Source organism: Bacillus sp. NPDC094077, from assembly GCF_050279465.1.
Classification (GTDB): domain Bacteria; phylum Bacillota; class Bacilli; order Bacillales; family Bacillaceae_G; genus Bacillus_A.
Genome location: NZ_JBNNUF010000028.1, coordinates 1 through 22174 on the forward strand (window position 1 = coordinate 1; position 22174 = coordinate 22174).

19 protein-coding genes and 7 pseudogenes are annotated in these 22174 nt (G+C 32.6%); 12 read left to right on the top strand and 14 right to left on the bottom strand.

Annotation, left to right across the window (positions count from 1 at the left end; genetic code table 11):
• The 6 genes and pseudogenes from ACQKNR_RS27910 to ACQKNR_RS27935 all read left to right on the top strand — a co-directional run.
• The coding region (locus ACQKNR_RS27910) for an RNA-guided endonuclease TnpB family protein (RefSeq protein WP_427322412.1) at positions 1 to 672 on the top strand (672 nt) is incomplete at its 5' end.
• Positions 673 to 2085: 1413 nt separating this feature from the next.
• The gene (locus ACQKNR_RS27915; RefSeq protein WP_427322414.1) at positions 2086 to 2994 is read left to right on the top strand and encodes a DMT family transporter; all 909 of its coding nucleotides are present in this window, start codon (positions 2086 to 2088) and stop codon (positions 2992 to 2994) included.
• Positions 2995 to 3156: 162 nt separating this feature from the next.
• Positions 3157 to 3435, top strand: a pseudogene (locus ACQKNR_RS27920) (IS4 family transposase); the annotation flags it as partial.
• Positions 3436 to 3498: 63 nt separating this feature from the next.
• A pseudogene (locus ACQKNR_RS27925) lies at positions 3499 to 4072 on the top strand (IS6 family transposase); the annotation flags it as partial.
• Positions 4073 to 4284: 212 nt separating this feature from the next.
• Positions 4285 to 4386 (top strand): annotated as a pseudogene (locus ACQKNR_RS27930) (transposase); the annotation flags it as partial.
• Positions 4387 to 4391: 5 nt separating this feature from the next.
• Positions 4392 to 5471 (top strand): RNA-guided endonuclease InsQ/TnpB family protein, encoded by a 1080-nt coding sequence (locus ACQKNR_RS27935; RefSeq protein WP_427322416.1) that lies wholly within the window; start codon positions 4392 to 4394, stop codon positions 5469 to 5471.
• Between the two features lie 246 nt (positions 5472 to 5717).
• Here the strand turns inward: ACQKNR_RS27935 and ACQKNR_RS27940 are convergent, their stop codons facing one another.
• From ACQKNR_RS27940 to ACQKNR_RS27960, 5 genes are all read right to left on the bottom strand, one after another.
• A complete protein-coding gene (locus tag ACQKNR_RS27940; RefSeq protein WP_427322418.1) occupies positions 5718 to 6383 on the bottom strand; it encodes a pyridoxine/pyridoxamine 5'-phosphate oxidase in 666 nt (221 codons plus the stop codon).
• A gap of 297 nt (positions 6384 to 6680) precedes the next feature.
• Entirely contained in the window at positions 6681 to 6842 is a 162-nt protein-coding gene (locus tag ACQKNR_RS27945) for a hypothetical protein (RefSeq protein WP_427322420.1), read from the bottom strand.
• 917 nt (positions 6843 to 7759) lie between these two features.
• Positions 7760 to 11041: a VaFE repeat-containing surface-anchored protein gene (locus ACQKNR_RS27950; RefSeq protein ID WP_427322422.1), complete on the bottom strand. Its 3282-nt coding sequence runs from the start codon at positions 11039 to 11041 to the stop codon at positions 7760 to 7762.
• A gap of 502 nt (positions 11042 to 11543) precedes the next feature.
• Positions 11544 to 13181: a peptide ABC transporter substrate-binding protein gene (locus ACQKNR_RS27955; RefSeq protein WP_427322424.1), complete on the bottom strand. Its 1638-nt coding sequence runs from the start codon at positions 13179 to 13181 to the stop codon at positions 11544 to 11546.
• Between the two features lie 266 nt (positions 13182 to 13447).
• Positions 13448 to 13642, bottom strand: coding sequence for a DUF4177 domain-containing protein (locus ACQKNR_RS27960; RefSeq protein WP_427322426.1), 195 nt, complete (start codon positions 13640 to 13642; stop codon positions 13448 to 13450).
• 347 nt (positions 13643 to 13989) lie between these two features.
• On the opposite strand from ACQKNR_RS27960, the gene ACQKNR_RS27965 reads away from it, so the two are divergent.
• Both ACQKNR_RS27965 and ACQKNR_RS27970 read left to right on the top strand, forming a co-directional pair.
• Complete coding sequence (locus ACQKNR_RS27965; protein WP_427322445.1) at positions 13990 to 14262, top strand: LCI fold-containing protein; 273 nt, start codon at positions 13990 to 13992, stop codon at positions 14260 to 14262.
• Between the two features lie 199 nt (positions 14263 to 14461).
• A pseudogene (locus tag ACQKNR_RS27970) lies at positions 14462 to 15222 on the top strand (glycosyltransferase).
• Between the two features lie 130 nt (positions 15223 to 15352).
• Here the strand turns inward: ACQKNR_RS27970 and ACQKNR_RS27975 are convergent.
• From ACQKNR_RS27975 to ACQKNR_RS28005, 7 genes and pseudogenes are all read right to left on the bottom strand, one after another.
• Positions 15353 to 15550, bottom strand: coding sequence for a hypothetical protein (locus tag ACQKNR_RS27975; RefSeq protein ID WP_193413034.1), 198 nt, complete (start codon positions 15548 to 15550; stop codon positions 15353 to 15355).
• A gap of 160 nt (positions 15551 to 15710) precedes the next feature.
• Positions 15711 to 15836 carry an aspartate phosphatase gene (locus ACQKNR_RS27980; RefSeq protein WP_427322428.1) on the bottom strand — a complete coding sequence of 42 codons (126 nt, stop codon included), beginning with the start codon at positions 15834 to 15836 and terminating at the stop codon, positions 15711 to 15713.
• The gene (locus ACQKNR_RS27985) at positions 15833 to 16906 is read right to left on the bottom strand and encodes a tetratricopeptide repeat protein (protein WP_427322430.1); all 1074 of its coding nucleotides are present in this window, start codon (positions 16904 to 16906) and stop codon (positions 15833 to 15835) included. Before ACQKNR_RS27985 ends, ACQKNR_RS27980 begins: the two co-directional genes overlap by 4 nt.
• Before the next feature lie 379 nt (positions 16907 to 17285).
• Positions 17286 to 17564, bottom strand: coding sequence for a hypothetical protein (locus ACQKNR_RS27990; protein WP_427322432.1), 279 nt, complete (start codon positions 17562 to 17564; stop codon positions 17286 to 17288).
• Positions 17565 to 17569: 5 nt separating this feature from the next.
• Positions 17570 to 17856 (bottom strand): annotated as a pseudogene (tnpA, locus tag ACQKNR_RS27995) (IS200/IS605 family transposase); the annotation flags it as partial.
• 197 nt (positions 17857 to 18053) lie between these two features.
• Complete coding sequence (locus tag ACQKNR_RS28000) at positions 18054 to 18281, bottom strand: hypothetical protein (RefSeq protein ID WP_427322434.1); 228 nt, start codon at positions 18279 to 18281, stop codon at positions 18054 to 18056.
• Between the two features lie 161 nt (positions 18282 to 18442).
• The gene (locus tag ACQKNR_RS28005; RefSeq protein ID WP_427322436.1) at positions 18443 to 19030 is read right to left on the bottom strand and encodes a hypothetical protein; all 588 of its coding nucleotides are present in this window, start codon (positions 19028 to 19030) and stop codon (positions 18443 to 18445) included.
• Between the two features lie 286 nt (positions 19031 to 19316).
• On the opposite strand from ACQKNR_RS28005, the gene ACQKNR_RS28010 reads away from it, so the two are divergent.
• The 3 genes from ACQKNR_RS28010 (at position 19317) to ACQKNR_RS28020 (ending at position 20761) form a co-directional block, all read left to right on the top strand.
• Positions 19317 to 19757, top strand: coding sequence for a disulfide oxidoreductase (locus tag ACQKNR_RS28010; RefSeq protein WP_427322437.1), 441 nt, complete (start codon positions 19317 to 19319; stop codon positions 19755 to 19757).
• Positions 19754 to 20179, top strand: a complete 426-nt coding sequence (locus ACQKNR_RS28015; RefSeq protein ID WP_427322439.1) for a thioredoxin family protein — start codon at positions 19754 to 19756, stop codon at positions 20177 to 20179. The genes ACQKNR_RS28010 and ACQKNR_RS28015 overlap by 4 nt, the downstream gene beginning before the upstream one ends.
• A gap of 231 nt (positions 20180 to 20410) precedes the next feature.
• Entirely contained in the window at positions 20411 to 20761 is a 351-nt protein-coding gene (locus ACQKNR_RS28020; RefSeq protein ID WP_427322441.1) for a hypothetical protein, read from the top strand.
• A gap of 43 nt (positions 20762 to 20804) precedes the next feature.
• Here ACQKNR_RS28020 and ACQKNR_RS28025 read toward each other — a convergent pair whose 3' ends face one another.
• On the bottom strand, positions 20805 to 21455 hold the full coding sequence (locus ACQKNR_RS28025; protein WP_427322443.1) for a hypothetical protein: 651 nt from the start codon (positions 21453 to 21455) through the stop codon (positions 20805 to 20807).
• A 148-nt stretch (positions 21456 to 21603) separates the two neighbouring features.
• Here ACQKNR_RS28025 and ACQKNR_RS28030 point away from each other — a divergent pair.
• Positions 21604 to 21705 (top strand): annotated as a pseudogene (locus ACQKNR_RS28030) (IS6 family transposase); the annotation flags it as partial.
• Positions 21706 to 21728: 23 nt separating this feature from the next.
• Here the strand turns inward: ACQKNR_RS28030 and ACQKNR_RS28035 are convergent.
• Positions 21729 to 22064: pseudogene (locus ACQKNR_RS28035) on the bottom strand (5-deoxy-glucuronate isomerase); the annotation flags it as partial.
• Positions 22065 to 22174 lie beyond the last annotated feature (110 nt).

Here is a 22174-nt window from a genome sequence, read left to right on the forward strand (position 1 = left end):
ACGGTTAGACGCAACCCTTCTGGTAGATACTTTGTGTCATTGTTAGTTGAAACAGAAGTGCAAGAACTTCCGAAAACAAATTCTTACATTGGAATGGATGTGGGACTAAAAGATTTCGCTGTTTTGTCAGAGGGACCACCCTATGAAAATCCGAAGTTTTTTCAATCGTTAGAAGAGAAGTTGGCAAAAGCACAGCGTGTTCTTTCTAGAAGAATGAAAGGATCTTCTCGCTGGAATAAACAACGAGTAAAAGTAGCTAGAATTCATGAATACATTGCAAATGCTAGAAAAGATTACTTGGACAAAATCTCAACTGAAATCATCAAAAACCACGATGTTATTGGTATAGAGGATTTGCAAGTATCAAATATGTTAAAGAATCATAAGTTAGCAAAAGCGATTAGTGAGGTATCATGGTCACAGTTTCGAACTATGTTGGAATATAAAGCAAAGTGGTATGGCAAACAAGTCATTGTCGTATCGAAAACATTTGCTTCAAGCCAATTATGTTCTTGTTGTGGATATCAAAACAAAGACGTTAAAAATCTAAACCTACGTAAATGGGATTGCCCTTCTTGTCATACACATCATGATAGGGATATTAACGCAAGTATCAATCTAAAGAATGAAGCGATAAGGATTCTAACCGCAAGGACTGCGGGGTTAGCCTAATAAATTAGAGTTCGATAGAACTCTTTACTTAGGAATCCCCCACTTTCACTTCTAAACGAAGTGAAAGTGGGGGTAGTTCAATAAGTCCCCTTATCTCATGCATAATTTTCCAAACTTACTCCCATACTATAGATAAGTTGGTAACAGCTATTCCATAATGAATCTCTAATTTTCTTGAATTCTCCCTGAGACAAAGCAGTTAGTAAAAAGCTAACTGCTTTGTTGCATTTAATTTCAATATAAGTACATACTATTTATGAGATACTTGATTGATTGTCATTTAAAATGCACTTCTAATTCGGTATTCCCACTCCTTAGGAGAACAGCCTATGCATCTGTTCTCCTATTTTCCGTTTAATTTTCACCTTAAAATAAAAAGAGTGTAAATTATATTGAGTTGACCTCTTCCTAATATTGAAGTTCGTCTTTCAAGAGCATTTTCAGATAGTTCTCTTTTTTGTTATAGAATAAATCCTTTATCTTCTTTTGCATATTTTCCAGCTAAACTACAAACAATACTTATATGCCGTTTGAACTAGCGACTTCACTCTTCTTGTAATGAGAAGGCATTTTATCACAATTGACTACCTTCTAATTCAAATTGAAGTTTTTATTTCTCAACATCTAATTTATGGAATTTAAATTCCAATAATAGTAATATAAAGTTACCTTTAGTTATCAACTGTCATTCCCTTTTTAAAGGTCCTGTCTAAAAACAGGGCCTTTTAAATTTATTCCCTACTAGTTGCGATAGGTAAAACCTTGAAGCTATCTTCACCTTTTACACCGCTTAACACTGTACGTGCGAATTTCGTCGCATACAGCGTCCCATCTTATTCTTCTATACTAAAGGAACTAGATTACAAGCTTTACGGGGTTTGTTTATTTTCTTCAATTATTTATCATTCAATTGAAATATTCTCATATACGTTCTAATCGTCTCTTCATTTGTAGCGTGAATCAGTCTGTGAACAAATTCATGTACAATAATTAGGTTATTGAACTCGTCAGTTCCTCCTATACCTTTCAGAATTTGTGATAACAATATGCTTCATCAGCTAGCAAAAAGAGTCCTTTGACAGCGCATATTCCATGCTTTTTCCTTTACTGGAGGATAGCAACTTTTTTTGCATTTCATTGGTTAGGTATTCATAGGAATTTAGTCTGTTTTCTCATTTTGGGATATTTGCTTTTCTTAGCTTGACGGTGATGTTAGAGATGTTATTAGTACATCCTGAAACCCTTTAAACAAGTAAAAAAACTTTAGTTATATAGAGCTATGGTGATTAAAAAGAACTGCAACGTACAAATGGCTATTCTTTTGCTTGGTTTTATATTCTATTTTATGTAAAATAAATCCATATAATGTATAGATAAAAAGCAATACATATCAGAAAGTAAAGAGGGGAAAAAATGTCACGTAAATTATACTTTGCTCTCATTATGTTAAGCCTTATTTGGGGAGGATCTTTCTATTTTTTCAAGATTTTAGTTACAGATTTCAATCCTTTGGTAGTAGCATTTTTACGATCAACTTTTGGAGCTATAACACTTATTGTACTTATACCATTTTTCAGCAAGTCTTTTAAAGGGAAAATCCCTTTTATACCTTTGGTTGCTGTAGGAATACTAAATACTGTAATTCCATGGACACTTATTTGTTTTAGCGAACAAAAAATGACTAGTAATCTAGCTTCTGTTTTAAATGCAACTCAACCTTTATGGACAATGATTTTAGGGATTTTATTTTTTGGTATACGTTCTAATCGTAATCAACTTATAGGTTTATTTATTGGATTCATAGGTATTTTAATTCTTTCAGATATACATCTATCCAATGTTTTTTCAGTAAATTCTTTAAACTTTTTCGCTATGTTGACAGCAACTTTTTGCTATGGTCTAGCAACTCATATAACAAAGCGTTATCTTAAAGAAATATCCATGTTCCAAATTTCTTTAGGTACATTATTAGTCGGTAGTATATGTAGTGGTGTCATAGTTCTATTTTTAGAAAAACCAATTCAAATTTTAACTAAAATATCATGGCATCATATAGGCGCATTAATTGGAATAGGCACATTTGGATCAGGTATAGCCTATTTACTTTATTTTTACTTAATTCAAAAAGGGAGCCCAAACTTTGCTTCTATATCTACTTACTTGGTGCCGGTATCAGCTATTTTCTGGGGATATATTCTTTTAAATGAAAATATAAGTTGGAGATTAATCATCGGGTTAGTTTTTATACTTTTGGGAGTTTATATAACTAGTCGTAAAATCAAATTAAATATTCCTGTTAAAGGTCTACAAAAAGAGTCCTAACTAGTTAGGAGTTTTTCCAATTTTCGGAAGTGAACTTTTGAATAGTAGCATTAGGGGCCACTATACATGCCCAGCAATTCAGGAGATTTTAATACCCTCCTCAAAGACCAAAAAACGTTACCCTTTCTAAACATGCTAAATTAGAAAGGATGACATTTTCTTATGGATCTCTCGATTCAAGATGAACTACTACCATTTGCAGAAGAATTACAACAATATGTTACACTTATATTCTTAGAAGAACTTGCAAGAGAAATCGAATTTATCAAACGAAAACGTAAGTTTTCTGGATTAGACTTAGCTACCATTTGTATTTGAATCAGTCAACAGGTCGCAAGTGCCCCTTTAGTCCGATTATGTAACAGGCTTCATGCAGCTACTGGTACTTTACTTAGCCCTGAAGGCTTAAATAAACGTTTAAATACAAAAGCAGTTTTGTGGTTCTGTTGCAAAGTTTTCTATATAAAGCTACACTCTAGAAAATAGGATCTAGGAGAATGATACATGGAATATTTTAAAGGAAAACAATTCAAAAAAGATATTATTTTGGTAGCCGTTTTTCTTTAAGTTATCGTGATGTATCTGAAATCCTACAACAATCCTGCGTTGTTTCCATAAATATGGAACTCTAATCCGTCAAATTTGGAATAAGAAAAACAAATCTGCAAACCATGCTTGGCATTTAGATGAAACTTATATCAAAGTCAAAGGAGAGTGGTGTTATCTTTATCGTACAATTGATCAAGAAGGATACACCTTGGATATCCAACTTCGTAAAACAAGAGATCATCAAGCCGCCTATATGTTTATGAAAAGATTAGTGAAAGTTTTTGAAGAACCAACGGTTCTCACAACAGACAAGGCTCCTGCCCTACTTTGTGCGTTCAAAAAACTGAAAAATAACGGTTTTTATTTACATACGAAACATTGCACTGTGAAACATCTCAGTAATTTCATCGAACAGGATCATAGGCATATCAAGCGACGTTTTTCCAAATCCGCAGGATTTCAAAATATTCGTCATGCCTCACACATAATAAAAGGAATCGAAACCGTTCATGCCTTAGATAAGCAAAGGTGAAGTCTTCAATCAGAATCCGCCAATTCAATTTTTGCTAAGTGACAAGTAGCTCACGTCTAATTCTATTGTATTCCTCCTAAATAACATTCCCACTAATAATTAACATATTATATAATCAAATCACTAAAGGAATCTCCTTCCCCCTATCGAATTATTGTAAAGGAAAGGAGATGAATGCATGGAAATCCTAGGATTAGATACTCGCGCATTTGCCAAGTCTGTGGACACGTTCCTATTTTATTTCTACTGCTGGGAATGTATCAAGTGAAACAATACAACATTATGTTGAAAGCCAAAAAACGAGGGGGTGAAACTTGTGACACAAACCATCACGGTCAAAGTTAAATTGCTTCCGACAAAAGAACAAATTAGGCTATTGGAACAAAGTAGTTCCGATTATATTAAACTCATTAATACACTGGTATCAGAAATGGTTGAAGCGAAGAAAAGCATGAAGAAAAGCACAAAGGATATTGAAGCCAACCTTCCAAGTGCGGTTAAAAATCAAGCGATTAAAGATGCGAAAAGTGTATTTTCTACAAAAGTGAAAAAGAGTAAATACAAAATTGTTCCCATTCTAAAAAGACCTGTTTGTGTGTGGAATAACCAAAACTATTCATTTGACTTCTCGCACATTTCAATGCCCTTTATGATAAATGGAAGGTCAACTCGGTTAAAAATTCGTGCTTTATTAACCGACAAATATAATCGCAATTTTGAATTGTTGAAACACAAGTTAGGTACACTTCGTATCACAAAGAAATCTGCTAAATGGATCGCTCAAATATCTGTCACAATCCCTACAAACGAAAAAATGGGAACAAAGATTTTAGGAGTGGACTTAGGTCTCAAGGTTCCTGCGGTAGCCATCACAAACGATGATAAGGTTCGTTTCTTCGGAAACGGTAGACAAAACAAATATATGAAACGTAAGTTTCGTAGTATTCGCAAGAAGTTAGGAGAAGCTAAGAAATTGAATGCCCTTCGGCAACTTGATAATAAAGAACAAAGATGGATGCAAGACCAAGATCACAAAGTGAGTCGTGAAATCGTTGATTTCGCAACGAATAATAATATCTCTGTCATTCGATTAGAGCAACTAACAAACATTAGACAGACGGCACGAACAAGCCGTAAAAACGAAAAAAATCTACATACTTGGTCATTCTTTCGTCTAGCGCAATTCATCGAGTACAAAGCGAAATTAGTTGGTATAAAGACCGAATATGTGAATCCTTCTAATACAAGTCAAACATGTCCGAAGTGTTCTGAAAAGAACAAAGCACAAGATAGAAAATATAAGTGCAAATGTGGATTTGAGAAGCATCGTGATGTCGTTGGGGCGATGAACATTCGCTACGCAACTGTGGTTGATGGTAATAGTCAACCAGCCTAAGAACCTATATGGTCTGTCTTAGGAGGGGTGATGGCACACCCTCATCTTGAAGGCTGTTCAAAACAGAAATGAACTGCGAACGGTTAGTCATTCAAGAATCCCATCCATTACACCGTAAGGTGTAGGACTTGCGGCTTTAGCCGTGGGAGTGTCAAAAAGCTACATTTTTCTGTATAATCAAGAAATAATCAAGAAAAATGCACCCATGTCGGATGCTTTTTGTAGTATTCGAAATACATTATAGCCTTATGGCCAAAGTAAATGATGTCTCCATTGTCCTTCCTCGCATTGATTATATTGAATTCGGACATGCTTACGATAAACATCTCCCTGCCAGAATTCAGCTTCCCATACATTCACCCCATACAGTGTCCAATCAGGCGCTACAATTTGAGGATTACACTTAATTCGCTCTTTTTGATCTGCCAGTGAATGTTCCAAGTCATTCACGTTCTCTAGTTTCTGACTCTGGAGACCTGTTAAGGCCACAGCGCGTGCTTCTTTTGATCGCTGTAGAAAATCAGTTAATCCGGCCTCTCTTCCCATATCCACAACTGTTCCCCTCAAACGAACCTGCCGACCTAACTTAGGCCAATAGAAGGTAAGTGCGACTTTAGGATTTTTTTGTAACTGCTGTCCTTTGCGCCCTTTTGAGCCGGATGCAAAGTAAAATACATCGCCAACCACATCTTTCAAAATCAACACACGTGCATCTGGATAACCATTAGCATCTACAGTAGAAAGCGTCATCGCATGAGGCTCTTTTACTTCATTTTCAATCGCTAAATTCAGCCATTGTAGGAACAGTGTTCCAGGTTTTTCTGGCAACAGTTTTAAATCAAAGGGTATAAAAGGCCCAGACAACGATTTTAGACGTCTTAAAAGTTGACTTGTGTTGTTCATCATTACCATCTCCCCACTCCTCCTATTCGACAGAAAAGAATCATATCCTACAGGATAAAAAGTCATTCCTAATCGTACGATCAACAAAACCTCATGTTCATATAATGTAGTGACATTTCTTTATCAATTATTTGAAGATTTTTAAGGATAGAAGTGTAGAACTTTTTTATATCTTTAGCAAGTTCTTCTATAGGATATAAGGCAATTCTTGTTCCTTCATTAGTTCACTTTTGAAAATTTTTGTATGTGCTTTTTAAATTTTACTTTGCGGTCTACAACAAGAACTCTGTGATCAGGCCTAGTAGATTACGCTTTTTCTTCTTTCGAATTATCTTTCTTTGTTTCTAGTTTTGTTTGTTCTTTTTCTTTTGTTTCTACTCTATTACTTGTCTTTTCGTTAGAACCGCAAGAAGCTAAACTAAAGGAAAATGCTCCAGCAAAAGCAATAGTACCCAGTCTTTTGTACATTTTGTTTCCTCCAATTATATAAAATGTAAGGTTTCCGAGCTCATCATATTAGATGATCTTCCATGATTTTTTGCATTTTGTCGAAGAGAAATAAAAAAGAGAGCCGAATTCCTCCTTGGATAAAGTCGTAAAAATAAGCAAAACTTCAAGAACAAATATAACAGATGCTGTTACAACTGTCTTGTTGTATTTTTCCGTAAGGTAAAGGGAAAATAAAAAAGAAAATGGTACACAAAGGAGATTTTTTACATATGAAACTTTTTTACCTTTGGAATATTGTGGATCAAATTAATACTATTGAACTACACCAAATAATTACTTTATTTAGTATAAATCTAAGTCGCGAATACGTTCTATAAAACAGATTCTATGATTAGAAGGCGTAACACATCTCTATCAATTTTTAATACGGGGTATACCAGATAATAGTGAAGAAGTTATTTCTGCTGGAAATGTGTTTGCAAAACAAGGAATTAATTTAATTGATCCTGCAACAAATTTCATTTTAGATCAAAAATAATGTAAAAAATAAGCACATCTTTTTATAAAAACAGACGTGCTTATTTTTTAACGAATTTACCGAAAGAATTCTCCTTCCTCAAGCGTGTGAAGGGTGCTAGTCCAACGGTAGGTGGGAGATGAATTTCGGTTTGGCATAGCCAAAAACTTTTGATAAACTAGCTATATGAAGTTCTTTGATAACTTGATATAGGAGGTTGCAGGAAGAAAATAGAGTGCGAAAACTAAGCCATTCGGTTCCTGCGTAAAATATCAACCGTACTCAGAGAGCATCCAATCGTTGGACATCTAGGGGTGGAACACCCCGAAATAACGCTCAGGGAGACGAAAGGTTGCTTTCGTCTTTGAACTGAGAAGCTCCCACTTCAAGCTTTGCTAAGTGGCGAGTAGTTCACTTTCTATGCATTTTTACGTTTTAAGAAAATCACTCCACCAACAATTAACAACAATGCTCCCACTAAGATAGAGATCCAACTTGTAAGGTTAGTACCTGTTTGCGGTAACCATCCAATTTTAGATTGAATTTCTTTCTTAGGTTGTGGTTGTTCTTTTACTTGCTCTTTTGGTTGTTCTGGTGTTGGAGCGTTTTTATCTGGATGTGGCTGTTCTGGTTTAGGTTGTTCCGGTTTAACCTCTTTAAATTTCACTGTTTGCCCCTTATCTTCAATGTCAACGTGAATAGCTACTAAGACATTATCTTGATACAGTTCTTCAAACACGACTACTTCTTTACCTTGTAATGCAGAAGCATTAAATGTGAAATCTAATGTGATAGAACCATTTTTCTCTTTTGCAGTAAACTTAGATTCTGCTGTTACTTCTTTGCCATCAACTAATAATGGTTTGTTTGTTGCTTTATCCATTAGTTTACCTTTTACAACGTACTCTTTACCCACGATTAAGTCTTTGTATTCCACTTTATCCTGGATAGTTACAGATTTTGTAGCGTCTAATTCTTTAGAACCATCAGCTTTGTTTGTAGCTGTTGTTTTTATTGAAGGCTCTACAAATCGAACTGTTTGACCTACATCGTTAATGTCAGCGTGAGTTGCAATTACTTGACCTTCATGTAATAAGTCTTCAAACACAACTACTTCTCTTCCTTGCTGTTCAGCACCAACGAAAGTAAAGTCTAATGTTACAAAACCATTCTTTTCTTTTGCAATAAACTTTGTCTCAGCTGTTACTTCTTTACCATCAATTAATAATGGTTCGTTAATAGCTTTGTTCATTAATTTACCTCTAACAGTGTACTCTTTACCAACAACTAAGTTAGTATACTCTACTTTGTCTTGGATAGTGATAGAATCGTTTGCATGAATCTCTTTTCCACCATCAGCTTTGTTTGTAGCTGTTGTTTTTACTGATGGCTTAACGAACTTAACTGTTTGACCTTTGTCATTGATATCAGCATGTGTTGTAACAATTTTTCCTTCTTTCAATAACTCTTCGAATACTACTACTTCTTTTTCTTCTAAACCAGTTGCATCAAATGTGAAGTCTAATGTAATAGAACCATTTGCTTCTTTTGGTGTAAACTTAGTTTCAGCTGTTACCTCTTTACCATTTACAACTAATGGTTTTTTAGTTTCTTTATCCATTAATTTACCTTTTAAAGTGTACTCTTTACCTACTTTTAGGTCTTTGTATTCCACTTTATCTTGGATTGTTACAGACTTAGACGTGTGCATTTCTTTTGTACCATCTGTTTTATCAGTAGCTATTGTTTTTATCGAAGGAATCTTTTCATCTTTGACAATATGTTTAATGATTTGACCATTCTCTTTGATTTCAAAAGAAAACGTCTCTTCATTTAAGATATAACCTTCTGGTGCAACGGTTTCTTTATATGTGTATTTTCCAAATGGTAACTTTTCAAATTTAGCGATACCTTTATCGTCTGTTTTTCCTTTTACTACTTCTTTCCCTGCTTCGTTATAAATCGTAAATTCTGCATTTGGAAGCTTGTTGTTTCCATCAGCTACATCTACCTTTGTTATTTCTAGATCACCTTTGATAAGATGATTAACTGCCAATAACTCAATAATTTTCCCATGTTCCTTTATTTCGAACACAATTGGTTCTTTAACAAGAACATAACCGTTTGGAGAGGTCTTTTCTACAAATGAATACTTACCATACGCTAAATCTTTGACGTTAATCTCGCCATTTTTATCAGTCTTATATTCGCCAATTATTTTTCCACTTTCATCTTTCAACTCGAATACTGCACCTTCTAATTTTTTGCTGATATCTTCATTATCTACTTTTAGTAATTTTACACTACCTTTTACTTCGGTATTTTCCACTGTAAAAGTAAGTGTTTTATTGTGTTCTTTAATTTCAAAAGGATACTTTGTTTTATTTCCAATATACCCATTAGGTGTTTTTGTCTCTAAGAAATAATACTTACCATACGCAAGACCTTCAGCGTTTGCAATTCCATTTTCTTTTGTTACTACTTTTTTCACTTCTTTTCCATCTTCAGTGAAGACTGTGAATTCCACATTTGGTAAAACCTTTCCTGAATCACTAAGTTTTTTAATTTCGATGTTCCCTTTTACTTTGTTGTTTACTACTTGAACAGCTCCTGTTTCCCCAGTTTTAACTTCAATAGTTTGTGGTTTATCACCTGAAACATAACCTGTTGGTGCTTTAATTTCTTTTACTGTATAAGTACCAATTTGTAGGTTATTTAATTCAGCCATACCATCAGCACCAGTCGTGATTTTTCCAACTGATTCATTATTTGCATTAAAGACTTCAAATACTGCACCAGCTAAAACTTCCCCATTTTCTCCAACCTTTTTAATTTTTAAAGAACCAGCTGCTTCCCAATTTACTGCAAGGTCACTGCTAAGCTTTTCTTCATTTCTTTCTAATAGTACTGTAGCATTCTGAATGGTATCAGTACCGCGGTAAGCAATTGCTTGAACTTTAGTTAAATTAGCAGCAACACTTAGATTAAATTCACCTGTCTTTGTATTTTTAGGAATTTGGATACGGAATTTTTCACCAACTGCAAGTTGATCCTTCACTTCTCCATTTTCACTAATAATTCTAACTCCATTAGGTGCATTTTTCGCTACTACCTTATAAGAACCACTCTTAGCATTTGTTTGCACTGTGTATAGGTTTGTTTCAAAGAACTCACCCTTTAATTCTGCTTTTTGCTTTTCAGCAGGAATCACATTCATAAAAATATCTTGCGTATCTTCACTTTTATTTGCAGCATTTATAATTGACTTAGCCGCTTTTTCAACATTTTTATTCTCATGTTTTAATTCATTTACATCAAGTTGACCTAATGCATTCCAAATCGCAAGTTGTGTTGCGTAATGCGCTTCATTTTTATTAGCTACTCCCAGCTGTTCAGTACTTTTCTGTGGGAAACCATTTAATAAGACTCTATATACTACATTATCTGTTTTCCCCATTTCAGGAAGATCTTCACCATTTGGTGATTTTAAACCTAGAGTTAAGCAATAAGCAATTTGACCGCTTGAATTTTTAATAATTTCAGTTCGAATGTGCTTACCTAGACTGTTACTATAACTCCAATCCATTGAATATTTCTCATGCGTCATAACCTCTGCACTAGCCCTTGGTAAAAACACATTAAGAAATAATGCCAGTACTGATAATAATGTAAAAACTCTTATAATAACTCTCTTACCCAATTTTGAAACCTCCCTAAAATAAATTAATCCGAGTATATATCGCAATATCTAAAACATTCACGATCAACCCGAGTATCATTATAAAACAACAAATTACAAATATTAAATAAATTTAATAAAATAGTCAAAAAATTTACACATTTTGATATTTTTCAAGTTTTTATATGAGTTTACTATATACAAATGCCAAAACACGCCTACTATTAACAAAACAAATATGTATGTGAAGTATGTAAATAGCAGTTCTTTTGTTCATGTCATTAATTTTCCACATTATTTTTTAGCTAGTGGAAAAGGTGGATTTAAATTACAATTTGGGTTATTCTAATTTCTTGTTTTCTATTTGTAACAAACAGAAACTCATTCTTAATTTTGTTTCTATTGAATAATTAAAAAACTTTATATATTATAATTCAGAAACGTAATAGGACTTTTTGTGGAAAGTAAAAAAGAGTTGAATACTTTTGTATCAAGTACTCAACTCTTTTCAATTTTTAGCTTTTTATTTTTGAATCAAATATGCATTTTTGTAAGTATAAGCACCACCAAATTGATGCTTTTCAATTCCTTTTACATAATCCTTTTGCAGATATGCTTTACCAGTATGATAAAGTGGAGCAACAGCAGCATCTTCTAACAACACTCTCTCTGCTTCTCGTAAATAATCCCATCTCTTCTGTTGATCTAATACGGCTTCATTTTTAGCTTTACTTATAAGGTCATCAAAACTCGAATTTGAATACTTCATTTTATTATTTGGATTATCTGTCGTAAATAATTCTAAATAACTAATTGGATCTTTATAATCAGGTGCCCAACCTACCATAGAGATATCATACTGCCCTGTTTGTTCAAGCTGCAATTTTTGTTTAAATGGTTGTTGCTTAATTTGTATTGTTAAACCCTGTAAGTGTTTTTCAAGTTCTCCCTTTATATATTCTGCTATAGTTCTTTCATTATCTTGCTCAAATGTTAGAAGCTCAAGTGTGACATTTTCTATACCAAGTTCTTTTTTGGCATCTTCCCAAGTTTGTTTAGCCTTTTGTAAATCATACAAAACAAGAGAACCATTTTCCTTTCGAAAATCTTTTTGATTTGCTTCATTCGTATATCCTGCCGGTATAAGACCTTCTGCAGGTGTTGCTCCAGTACTGCCAAAATGATTTACTATCTCCTCTTTATTTAGTGCTAAAGAAATAGATTGTCTGATTTTTTTATTTGCTAATGTAGTGTTCTTTTCATTAAAACGTAACATAGCTATTCCAGCTTCTTTTTTCATATGTAATTCTTTGTTGTCCTTATATTGATCAAAATGTTTTGCAGTAATTGGAGCACGATCAATACTACCCGATTCATATAAATTTATTGCCGTCATTGTATCTTTTACAATATTAAAATCTATTGCCTCAAGCTTTACTTGTTTCTTATCCCAATATCTATTATTTTTCTTCAATTGAAATTCTTGTCCATGCTTCCATTTTTCTAACACAAATGGTCCATTATAAATAAGATTCTCCGGTTCTAAACCATAACTACTTCCTTTTTCTTTCACAAACGATTCATGCTGGGGTAAATAAATAGGTAGTGCTAATAATTGCAATAAATATGGAACAGGCTGTTCCAATTCCACTTCTAGCGTATAATCATCTATTGCTTTTACTCCTAACTGATCAGCGGCAACTATACCTTTGTTTACTTCTTTGGCATTTTTTATAGAAAATAACAAGTATGCAAATTGAGATGCTGTTTCAGGATTTAATGTCCGTTTCCAAGAAAAAGCAAAATCATGTGCAGTTACCATTTCACCATTTGACCATTTAGCATCTTTTCTCAAATGAAATGTATATTTTTTCCCATCCTTACTTTTCTCAAATGACTTTGCTACACCAGGAATAGGATTATCTTTATTATCTAGTACATATAATCCTTCAAATATATTTTGCATAATATGTGATGACGTACCATCCATCGCTTTTGACGTATCTAGAGACGGAAGGTCATCTGGTATCGTTAAGTTTAATACCTGTTTTTGACTTCCAGCTTCAGCTTTATCAGTTTTATTAGTTTTATTACTACAAGCTGAAAAAATTAAGGAACTGATAATTGTAAATACTAATAAACTAATCTTTTTCTTTTTCATAGATTTTCTCCCCAGATCCAATAAGTTTTATAATTAGATATATATTACACCAGAAATATTATACCAAATTATTGAAATTTCGGTAAATACTTTTTCATTTTTAAGTAAGTGAGCTCAGTAGAGCAAGAAGGATAGGTTAATCCTTTTCCTGTTTCTTTATAGGCAATAAGTCATATATATCGCCCTTCACATGCTTTAGAAAGGAGTATTCTACAAGAAAACGAAAAAAACGCCTTGAATAAATCCAAGACGTTATGTTGATATTATTATTTAATTTGGCGTTTAAATATTGCTTGTAAACCATTTTGAATACTACCGCCACTCCCTAAGCCAATAATCGAAACAAGTTCCCAACCATCAATACCTAACTTATTAAACTCGCCTTCTAAATCTAACCCCTTAGCACCAAACAAACTTTTAAATGTACCATCAATTTTAAGTGTTTTATACTCCCACTGCATAGACAACTCTCCTAAACTAAAATAGTAAGTATGTATGTAGATATACTATTAATAATACCACGTATACTAACATAAATGCCTGTACATTTATACTTGTTTTAACGTATACCTTTGTTCACCCACTTATTATCAAAATTCCCTCCTCCACAAAAATGTTCAGTTCAATTCCCTAATTCTAATTTTCCTCTTATAATTCTCTCTCTTTTACGTTTAATATCTATTGTCTTATCTACTAGCCAGATTAATGATACATATTTTTTCTACATCTATAAATCTAAACGTTAGAAAATACAAAAATACGACATTCTTATTTATGTAATATTTATTCCAAAAAAGGGGGATTTTTCATATTTAAGAAAATAGTAATTGGAACATTAGCAACTGGAATTATGTTATCTGGTGCTGGAGGGGTATTTGCGGAATCACCTACTGTTACAAGTGTAAAAGTAGGAACAATTGATAGTAAAAAAAGTTTTGTTAAAAAACTTGAAAAACAAGACTTTCCTGGTTACAAATCAAAAGAAGAAGTTCCCGCTACAAAAGTGTGGAATGGAGTGACTTGGTATTTAAAAGGAGCAACTGAAGTAAGTAAAAATTCATGGACAGGACATTACGAATGATGTGAAAAGATGGTAATTAAGAATCTTTAATTAAGTTTTTAAAGAAAACAAATAAAAAAAAACCTTATAAATAAGGTTCTTTTTCTTGAAAGTAAACCTTTGAATATTAGTTTACTTTGAGTCTTTATAATACAACTTCATAAATGTTAATATATGTTATATATAGTATATATTCGCTTTATAAAAAAGGGGGAATATTATGACTGAAACAAACGAGTCTTCAGGAGTCTATTTAAAAAAGATGTGAAGTTTTCTATTATAATCCCTGCACACAATGAGGAAAAGTACATTAGAAAATGTTTAGATTCAATCGCAAAGGCATCAGAGGCATATAGAGATCAAACTGAAGTCATAGTTGTTTTAAATCGTTGCACAGATAAAACAGAAGAAATAGCAGAGTCGTATAACTGTATTACATTAAAAAATAATGATAAAAACTTATCTAAAATTCGAAATACAGGGGCCAAAATAGCTAGCGGGGAAATAATCATTACTATAGACGCTGATACCCAAATGACAGAGTCTATGTTGTCTAATGTGGATAAATATTTAGCTTCAGGTAAATACATTGGCGGTGGGGTAACTGGAAAGTTTGAAAGAATATCTTTAGGAATATTCGTATCCGCACTGTTATTAATAATCCCCTTACTCTTTAAGTATGGAGCTATATCTGTAGGAATTTTTTGGTGCTATAGAAAAGACTTTATGGCAATCAACGGCTTTAATGAAAACATGCTTATGGCAGAGGATGCAGATTTCGCTAAACGGTTAAAAAAATGGGGAAAGCAAAATAATAAGAAATTCGGTACAATTAAAAATGGAATGATAACTTCATGCAGAAGATTTGATACATATGGAGACTGGGCTTTACTTAAAGATCCAAAAGTAATATTAGCCTATCTAAAAGGAAATGATAAAAAATATGCAGATAAAACATATTATGATAACCAAGAAAGGTAACTGTGAAGATTCCTAAACAAATCATAATCAAATGAACTAGTGAAACAAAATAAATAAAGTGATTAAATCCATATCAAGCAAAAAATGAGTATCTCATCACTATTGAGATACTCATCAAAGAAAGCATAAATTAACTATTAGAATTTAGCTCTTTACTGTATTTCTTTATAAGAAACGCCATCATTAACATAATAATTCCTATACTTAAACCAAGTAATTGATCTAACGAAATTACATCACGAAAAATCCAGCGTACAATAAATCCTATACTAAACACTAATACAAGTGAAAAACCAAAATATCTTAGTCCTCCATATACGTTTTTCATACCCACACCCCTTTTAACCTCATAACTTAATTATACCATATTGTGGAATTTAGTTAAGTATATCTAAATCATAAAAAAAAGATCCAAGCATCAGTAGTACGCTTAGATCTCTGTTTAATAATTACATTAAACAAAACTTTATTAGCCTCTTTTTAGGAAATTAAATATGTTCCCCATGATCCATAAATACTTGAATTGATTCGTTTTGTGGTACGTCTTTTACATTATTAAGACCAAAAGTAAAAACAGTGGACAACATCATCATTAATAGGATAGCTTTTTTCATTTTAGCGCCCTTCTTTCTTTGCTTATTTTGTCTGCCTCTAAAGCAATGTGTAAATATTTGCTTGCCTTTTCATGATTTTTTGAATTGTAGAATTGGTCACCTAAAAGAGAAGCATATTCTTTTACCCACTCATATAATTCTTCTGCTTCAAAATACGAAATACCTTCTATAACTAATTTCTCAAATTCTTCGAGTAGTGCTTTATTATGTAATGCCCTTAAAATTTCGAAATGATGACGATAACAAACATCACTAAGCTTATAACCTTGTTCAATGTATTCATTAGCAATAGTATGGTTTCCTAGCTTGAAATGTTCTCTCGCTAAAAGAAACATAGTTTTAAAGTTATTCTCTAATGAATTCTCTAAATGTTTAACTGCTAACTCTGGCATGTTTTGACTTGCATATAAAAGACCTAAATTATGCTTAACGCGTTTAATTAGAATTTCATCACCTGATTTTTTGAAAGTGTCTAATGCTGAAAGTAAATATTCTTCTGCACTTTCAAATTCATTTAGTCGTATGTTTGCCATTCCCAAAGTATTTAAACTTGCAGCTATCTTCAATTCATATCCTGCGCTATTTATAAATACTTCATTTGCCTTCATAGCATATTGAATTGCTAGAATTGGTTTCATTATATGATAGTAGTAAACAGCAACCCAATAATTAAATTCTGCTTTTTCAATTTCATCATGCATGTAATCTAGAAGCTTTTCAGCTTCTTCAAAATGAACCCTCGCTTCACTATTGTTTGCCGTATTGATTGCGTAAATAGCTTTAAATAAATGATAATAGTACTCTAAAAATGCTTCATTTTCGTCTGGTAAAGGTTCAACTTTGTCTAAAATATCTTTTGAACCCTTCATATCACGAATTAGAAGGCTGTACCGCGCATTTAGTAAAGCGTAATACATTAATATTGTTTGACCTTCCTTAATATAATTAATTTTACTTTCAATATCTTCTTTTATCTTTTCAGACTGTAATACACGTTGTGCAATCATAGCTTGATACCAGTCATTTAATAATTTGGGGATTTTTTCGTTAGAAATGAGGTTAACACTCATCTGCTCCTACCCCCTTTTATCAAATATTATCACGATATACTTGCATTTATAAATACATTTGGAATATTTTAACTTGAGAAACTTATTTTTGAATATTCACGTGAAAAAATGAAGAAAGTAATTCAAGTTTTAGGTATCATTCTAGAATTAGTAGCTATTTTCAGATTTAATTTTTACTTCAAGCAACAAAATACTAAACATGGGGAAATATTTTAATATAAAAAAGAGCCATTCTATCACAAATGGCTTTTTTCATTTCATATATTTTCTTTGCTGTACCATTTCAGATACAAATGCATTGATTGTAGAGATATATTCTCTTCCCATAGCATTTAAGATGAAAGTCTGTTCTTTTGTAGGAAGTAGCTTAATTTTTCTGTTACAGTTTGTTACATTTTTCTTCAACTAAATCCCTAAGAAGTCTGGCTCTTTTAAGACTTTTGTATTCGTCTAAAGTTATAACTCTTACAATTGACCACGAACCAAGCCACATCATTGCTCTGATATAACCACTCGGGATTTTAATTTGAGAAGTATCACAAGCATTTCTCCCACACAGAACAAACAAGGCATTATTGTAGTCATCTTTATATTCTCTGTTGAATTTATGATCTTTCATAAATTGTTCAAATCCACAATTACTACATTTAATTTGCACCTTTCTCAGCTCCTTGTTTTTTGTTTTTCCACATATTGTTTAAAAGTTGCACTCGATACATTTCCTGTGGTAGATACAAAATAGTTACGTGTTCATAAACTCGGCAAATGTTTAAGGTGAGGAAATTCCTCTCTCAATTTTTTAGAAGTCACTCCTTTGAATTTTGTCATAATATCAAAGGGCTACATGTTGGCAGTATGTTTAAAAACATATGTATATGGCCTTTGTTACACTCTAAAGCGACAATGACACTTCCTAATTCGTCGCATATTTCTTGTACCAACTCCCTAAATCACTCTTCTACGTCTGTCCGGTATGATACTACCTACTTTGTTCAAAGAAACCCGTTGCCCATTCTATCCCTTTCCCTTTTTAATTAAAAAGGCTGGCTGTCTATTGGTATCTATCTTTTCCTTCATCAAACTCACCCTTTCTGATTGAACTAAAGTACCGTACCTATATTTCCAACTGACAGTTACTATTAAAAAGTTATCTGTTACTCTTTATTTTATATATACTTTTCTTTAACTTAGGCTTCTTATGTAATCTTACTTTGGTTCCATTAATATCAAAATCAATCTTTTCTTTCTCCAAAGCTTCCATTTTCTCCTTATGTTCTTTTTCTATTCTATCTCTTTCTTCTTTTCTCTTAGTCGCTTTGGGACCAATAACAAATAGAATTAAGAAAATACTTACCATTACAATAAACGTAGTCACTAGTACTCATCCTCCTTTGCCAAAACCTCGTATAACAAACGGCTTTTTTGTTTATTAGATTTAAATCAGAAACCTAAAGGAGAATACGTACTAGTATATTTAGAAAGAATAAATATAGATGTTACCTTCACTATTCCCCTTTCTCCTTATATAAACCAAAATTATAAATGGCGCAGTAAGGCCGGTACTAACAATGTCATTACAAATATAAAAATTGAACTATACCTCAAACTTGAACTCCATTTTCCATATTTGGGATGTTCAAATTTCTTATAAAGCAAACCTAATGCTAAAGATATTAAAAACATCAATACAGCTGTTCCTAAAATTATAGAAGTAATTAAGCCCACCATATTACTCATAAAGGTTTGAAAATCAAAAGAACGTGTTGTCAACATTAACACTGGTACAATCCTTATTAAAAGTATGAGAATAAATGAACCTACTCCAAAATATATAGATCTTTTTTTCCACTTTATATGTTTAAACCATAAGGAAGCTCCAAAAACTAATAATGATATTAAAATTACTACAGAAAGAATAAGGTAAATAACATCAAAAAATGCAGGCACACTCGCATGAACTGCACCATCTATTTTATCTCCCCCGTCTTGTATTACGTCACTGCCACCATTAAACAAAGAACCAAACCAATCGGTCATCCATGAAATATCGAATGGTAAATCTTCATTTTTTGTTTGCGTAGGAGCAGCTGAGTTAAACACTTTCAAATTACCCTCCCCCTTCATTAAAAATTAATCCCTTTACTTTAAGTATATAAATTTCCCTAACCAAAACTAAGAAAGTATTAAATCATATCTGATTAAATTCTACTTTCATCATATTATTCTTTTAGTTCTAGTCTTATCCCCGTAAGTAGATAGAATTTTCTCAATACAAAAAATAATAGGGTATTTTATAATAATCTTTGAACTAGGCTAGTTATTGAATTAAATCTTACTTTTTGCATTCTATCCTCCAAGATTATTAATCTTTAAAATAATTTCCATGTCTTAAATAGGAAAGGTAAAATTCATGAATAATATAGAAAAAAAACTTGATTACATATTGTTCAGTGCATGGTTTGTTTCTTTTGTTGCCACCCTTGGAAGTTTGTATCTTTCTGAAATAATGAAATATGAACCCTGTACATTATGCTGGTACCAACGCATTCTCATGTACCCACTGGTTCTATTATTAGGAACAGCAATGATACGAAAAGATTATAAAATTGGCATTTACAGTTTAATTTTCGCTATTGTTGGCGCTGGTATATCAACATATCATTATTCACTTCAAATAATCCCTTCTTCATTGGATAATGCAGAAGCGTGTGGGAAAGTTTCCTGTACAGAAGATTATTTAGACTGGTTTGGTTTTATTACAATACCTGTTCTTGCTCTATTAGCCTTTCTTCTTATTATCATTTGTAGCTTTATTTTAATGAAACTAAGTAAGGAGAGAAACAGTATATGAAAAAAATGCTAATTTTCATTATTGCTATTGTATCAATATTTGCATTGATTATTATCCTAACAAATAAAGAAACAAAAAATGAAAAAACTACAGGTACAGAACAATTAAATTATTATAAGAAACAAATTACACCCGAGCAATTGCAAGAGGATCTATCAAGTCATAAAGAAAAAATAGTTTATTTCTATAAAACAACGTGTCCTCATTGTTTAAGGATTTCTCCAATTGTAGTTCCTATGGCAAAAAATATGGGAATTAATATGCAAGTTCTTAATCTAGAAGAGTATAAACAAGGATGGGATATGTTCCAAATAAAAGGAACACCGACAATTATTTCTTACAAAGATGGAAAAGAAGTAGATCGAATCTTAGGAGAGCAATCTTTACAAACATTTCAAAAATGGTTTGAAAATAATAAATGAGAACTTTGATTTTATTTAAAACTATGTTTTTCAAAGTTATGGTCTTAGCATTTATAAAGATGTGGATATTAACTTTTTCTCGTATTTGTCAACATACATTCTACTAATTTATAAGAGAGTAGAGGACTCTCCCTCATATTTACCAATCTTAATTAAAGAGAAATTTTCACTTGATAGATATGAGGGGGATTCCCCATTTGCAATAAAATATAATTTATTAGGAGGTAACACATGCTTAAAAAAGTTGCATTATCAATTGCTTCAGTTGCAGTGGCAGGTTCAATTTTATTTACAGGTCAATCGGTAACGGAAGCTGCTTTTTATCCGGTACAAAAAACAGGATCTGGTCTGGATATTCGTACGACTCCAACAATTAATGGGGCACGAGTCCAATATAATATTCCAGATGGGACTCAACTATGGTTATACTGCTATGTAAATGGTGAATCTTATATGGGAAGCACAGTTTGGGATTATGTAGATAACAATGGGTATGGTGGTACCTATAAAGAGGGTTATGTACCTGATTATTTCATTAAAACTGGATCCTCGAAACCAGTTGTTGGTTATTGCGGTTTTTAATTTAGAAATAAAAGAAAACAGCCTCATTTGGCTGTTTTCTTTTTTACATAGTAATTTCCGTAGTGGTTAATGTACTTAACTGATTTTGCGTTTGTTGATTTCGTACTACATCAGTAATTACTTTTACATTTTTTAGGTCATTGGGGTCTTGAGATAAAAAACAGATGAGTGTGAAATTTATTTTTTCATTACCCTTTAAGCTTCTATCTTTTAGATCAGCATTCATTTTATGAACATCTACTTGTTCACCATTACTTAAAACAAGTGTTTTAAAAGGTCCTTTCCCTAAATCAAGTGCTTGATTTGAAGTGTTTTCTAAAGTTGTTGTGAATTGTATTGCATTAAGTTTCTCTGTACTTAACCCTCTTTCTTTTAAGTTATATATTCCAATTTCACTTACTTCTGTACTTTGAATAACCTTAATTCTTTCCACTTGAATATGGAGAGGCCCGGCTTCTATCATTGTATGAGGTTCACTTAATTGCTTTAAAATAACTGTTCCAAGTGGATGTTTTGCTTCTTGTCCTACTTGTGTTAATAGTTCTGAATAAGGCTTAGGTTTCGCATTAATTTCGGTTATAGGAGTTCTTTTAGTGTCAGATTTCACCTCTTTTTCAGATTCCGTTTGATTAGAGCAAGCGGATATAACTATACATAAAGATACAGCCGTTAGAAGGAAAGGTATTTTTTTCATTTATGGACCCCTTTACTAAAGAGTGTAATTCATATATTTTTACTGTTCTATGGTTCTAAAATTATTGTAAATTAGCAGCTGTATTTTTGGAATATTCAAACTGCAATTATATACAATCTTATATTGAGAAAATTTAGTTCACTTTTAAAATCTTCGTCATGCTTCACGTATGATAAAAGGCATTGAAATCATTCATGCCCTATATAAACAAAGACGAAGTCTTCAAAGCGACTCCGCCTGTTCAACATTTTGCACCAGAACCTTTATTTTCGTCTATTCCTTTTCTGGCCAAATTTTTGCGTTTGGTTCTAATAACCACTTGTGGTCTTCCTCCATGATACGATCATTTCATGGGTTATTCTCAAGATGTCGAATCATCCAACAAAAATACATTGCATATCCAGGTGCCGTTGCTTGTGGATGGTCTAGCTCACCCGGAATTGTAATAAAGCTATTATGTACAACGCGATAAGCATCCTCACCAACCATTGCACATCCGAATCTCTGTGGCTTGTTAAAGCAATAATAATATACCTCTGGCTGATCATGATGATGTGGTGGATAACTGGACCATCGTCCTGGATAAGAAATAACTTCTCCTACTACCATATATTAAGCGCAAGTTTACAGATTTTCCGAACGGGAAAGCCCACTACGGTGCGATAGCACCCCCTTTAGGGGTGGGATGAGAGTGAGATCAAATGCGATGTACAGATAAA

Coding starts and splice junctions, on each gene's coding strand:
- ACQKNR_RS27915 (WP_427322414.1), top strand. CDS start 2,086: ATGTCACGTAAATTATACTTTGCTCTCATTATGTTAAGCCTTATTTGG.
- ACQKNR_RS27940 (WP_427322418.1), bottom strand. CDS start 6,383: ATGGTAATGATGAACAACACAAGTCAACTTTTAAGACGTCTAAAATCG.
- ACQKNR_RS27945 (WP_427322420.1), bottom strand. CDS start 6,842: ATGTACAAAAGACTGGGTACTATTGCTTTTGCTGGAGCATTTTCCTTT.
- ACQKNR_RS27955 (WP_427322424.1), bottom strand. CDS start 13,181: ATGAAAAAGAAAAAGATTAGTTTATTAGTATTTACAATTATCAGTTCC.
- ACQKNR_RS27960 (WP_427322426.1), bottom strand. CDS start 13,642: ATGCAGTGGGAGTATAAAACACTTAAAATTGATGGTACATTTAAAAGT.
- ACQKNR_RS27975 (WP_193413034.1), bottom strand. CDS start 15,550: ATGAAAAACGTATATGGAGGACTAAGATATTTTGGTTTTTCACTTGTA.
- ACQKNR_RS27980 (WP_427322428.1), bottom strand. CDS start 15,836: ATGAAAAAAGCTATCCTATTAATGATGATGTTGTCCACTGTTTTTACT.
- ACQKNR_RS27985 (WP_427322430.1), bottom strand. CDS start 16,906: ATGAGTGTTAACCTCATTTCTAACGAAAAAATCCCCAAATTATTAAAT.
- ACQKNR_RS28005 (WP_427322436.1), bottom strand. CDS start 19,030: ATGAAGGGGGAGGGTAATTTGAAAGTGTTTAACTCAGCTGCTCCTACG.
- ACQKNR_RS28010 (WP_427322437.1), top strand. CDS start 19,317: ATGAATAATATAGAAAAAAAACTTGATTACATATTGTTCAGTGCATGG.
- ACQKNR_RS28015 (WP_427322439.1), top strand. CDS start 19,754: ATGAAAAAAATGCTAATTTTCATTATTGCTATTGTATCAATATTTGCA.
- ACQKNR_RS28020 (WP_427322441.1), top strand. CDS start 20,411: ATGCTTAAAAAAGTTGCATTATCAATTGCTTCAGTTGCAGTGGCAGGT.
- ACQKNR_RS28025 (WP_427322443.1), bottom strand. CDS start 21,455: ATGAAAAAAATACCTTTCCTTCTAACGGCTGTATCTTTATGTATAGTT.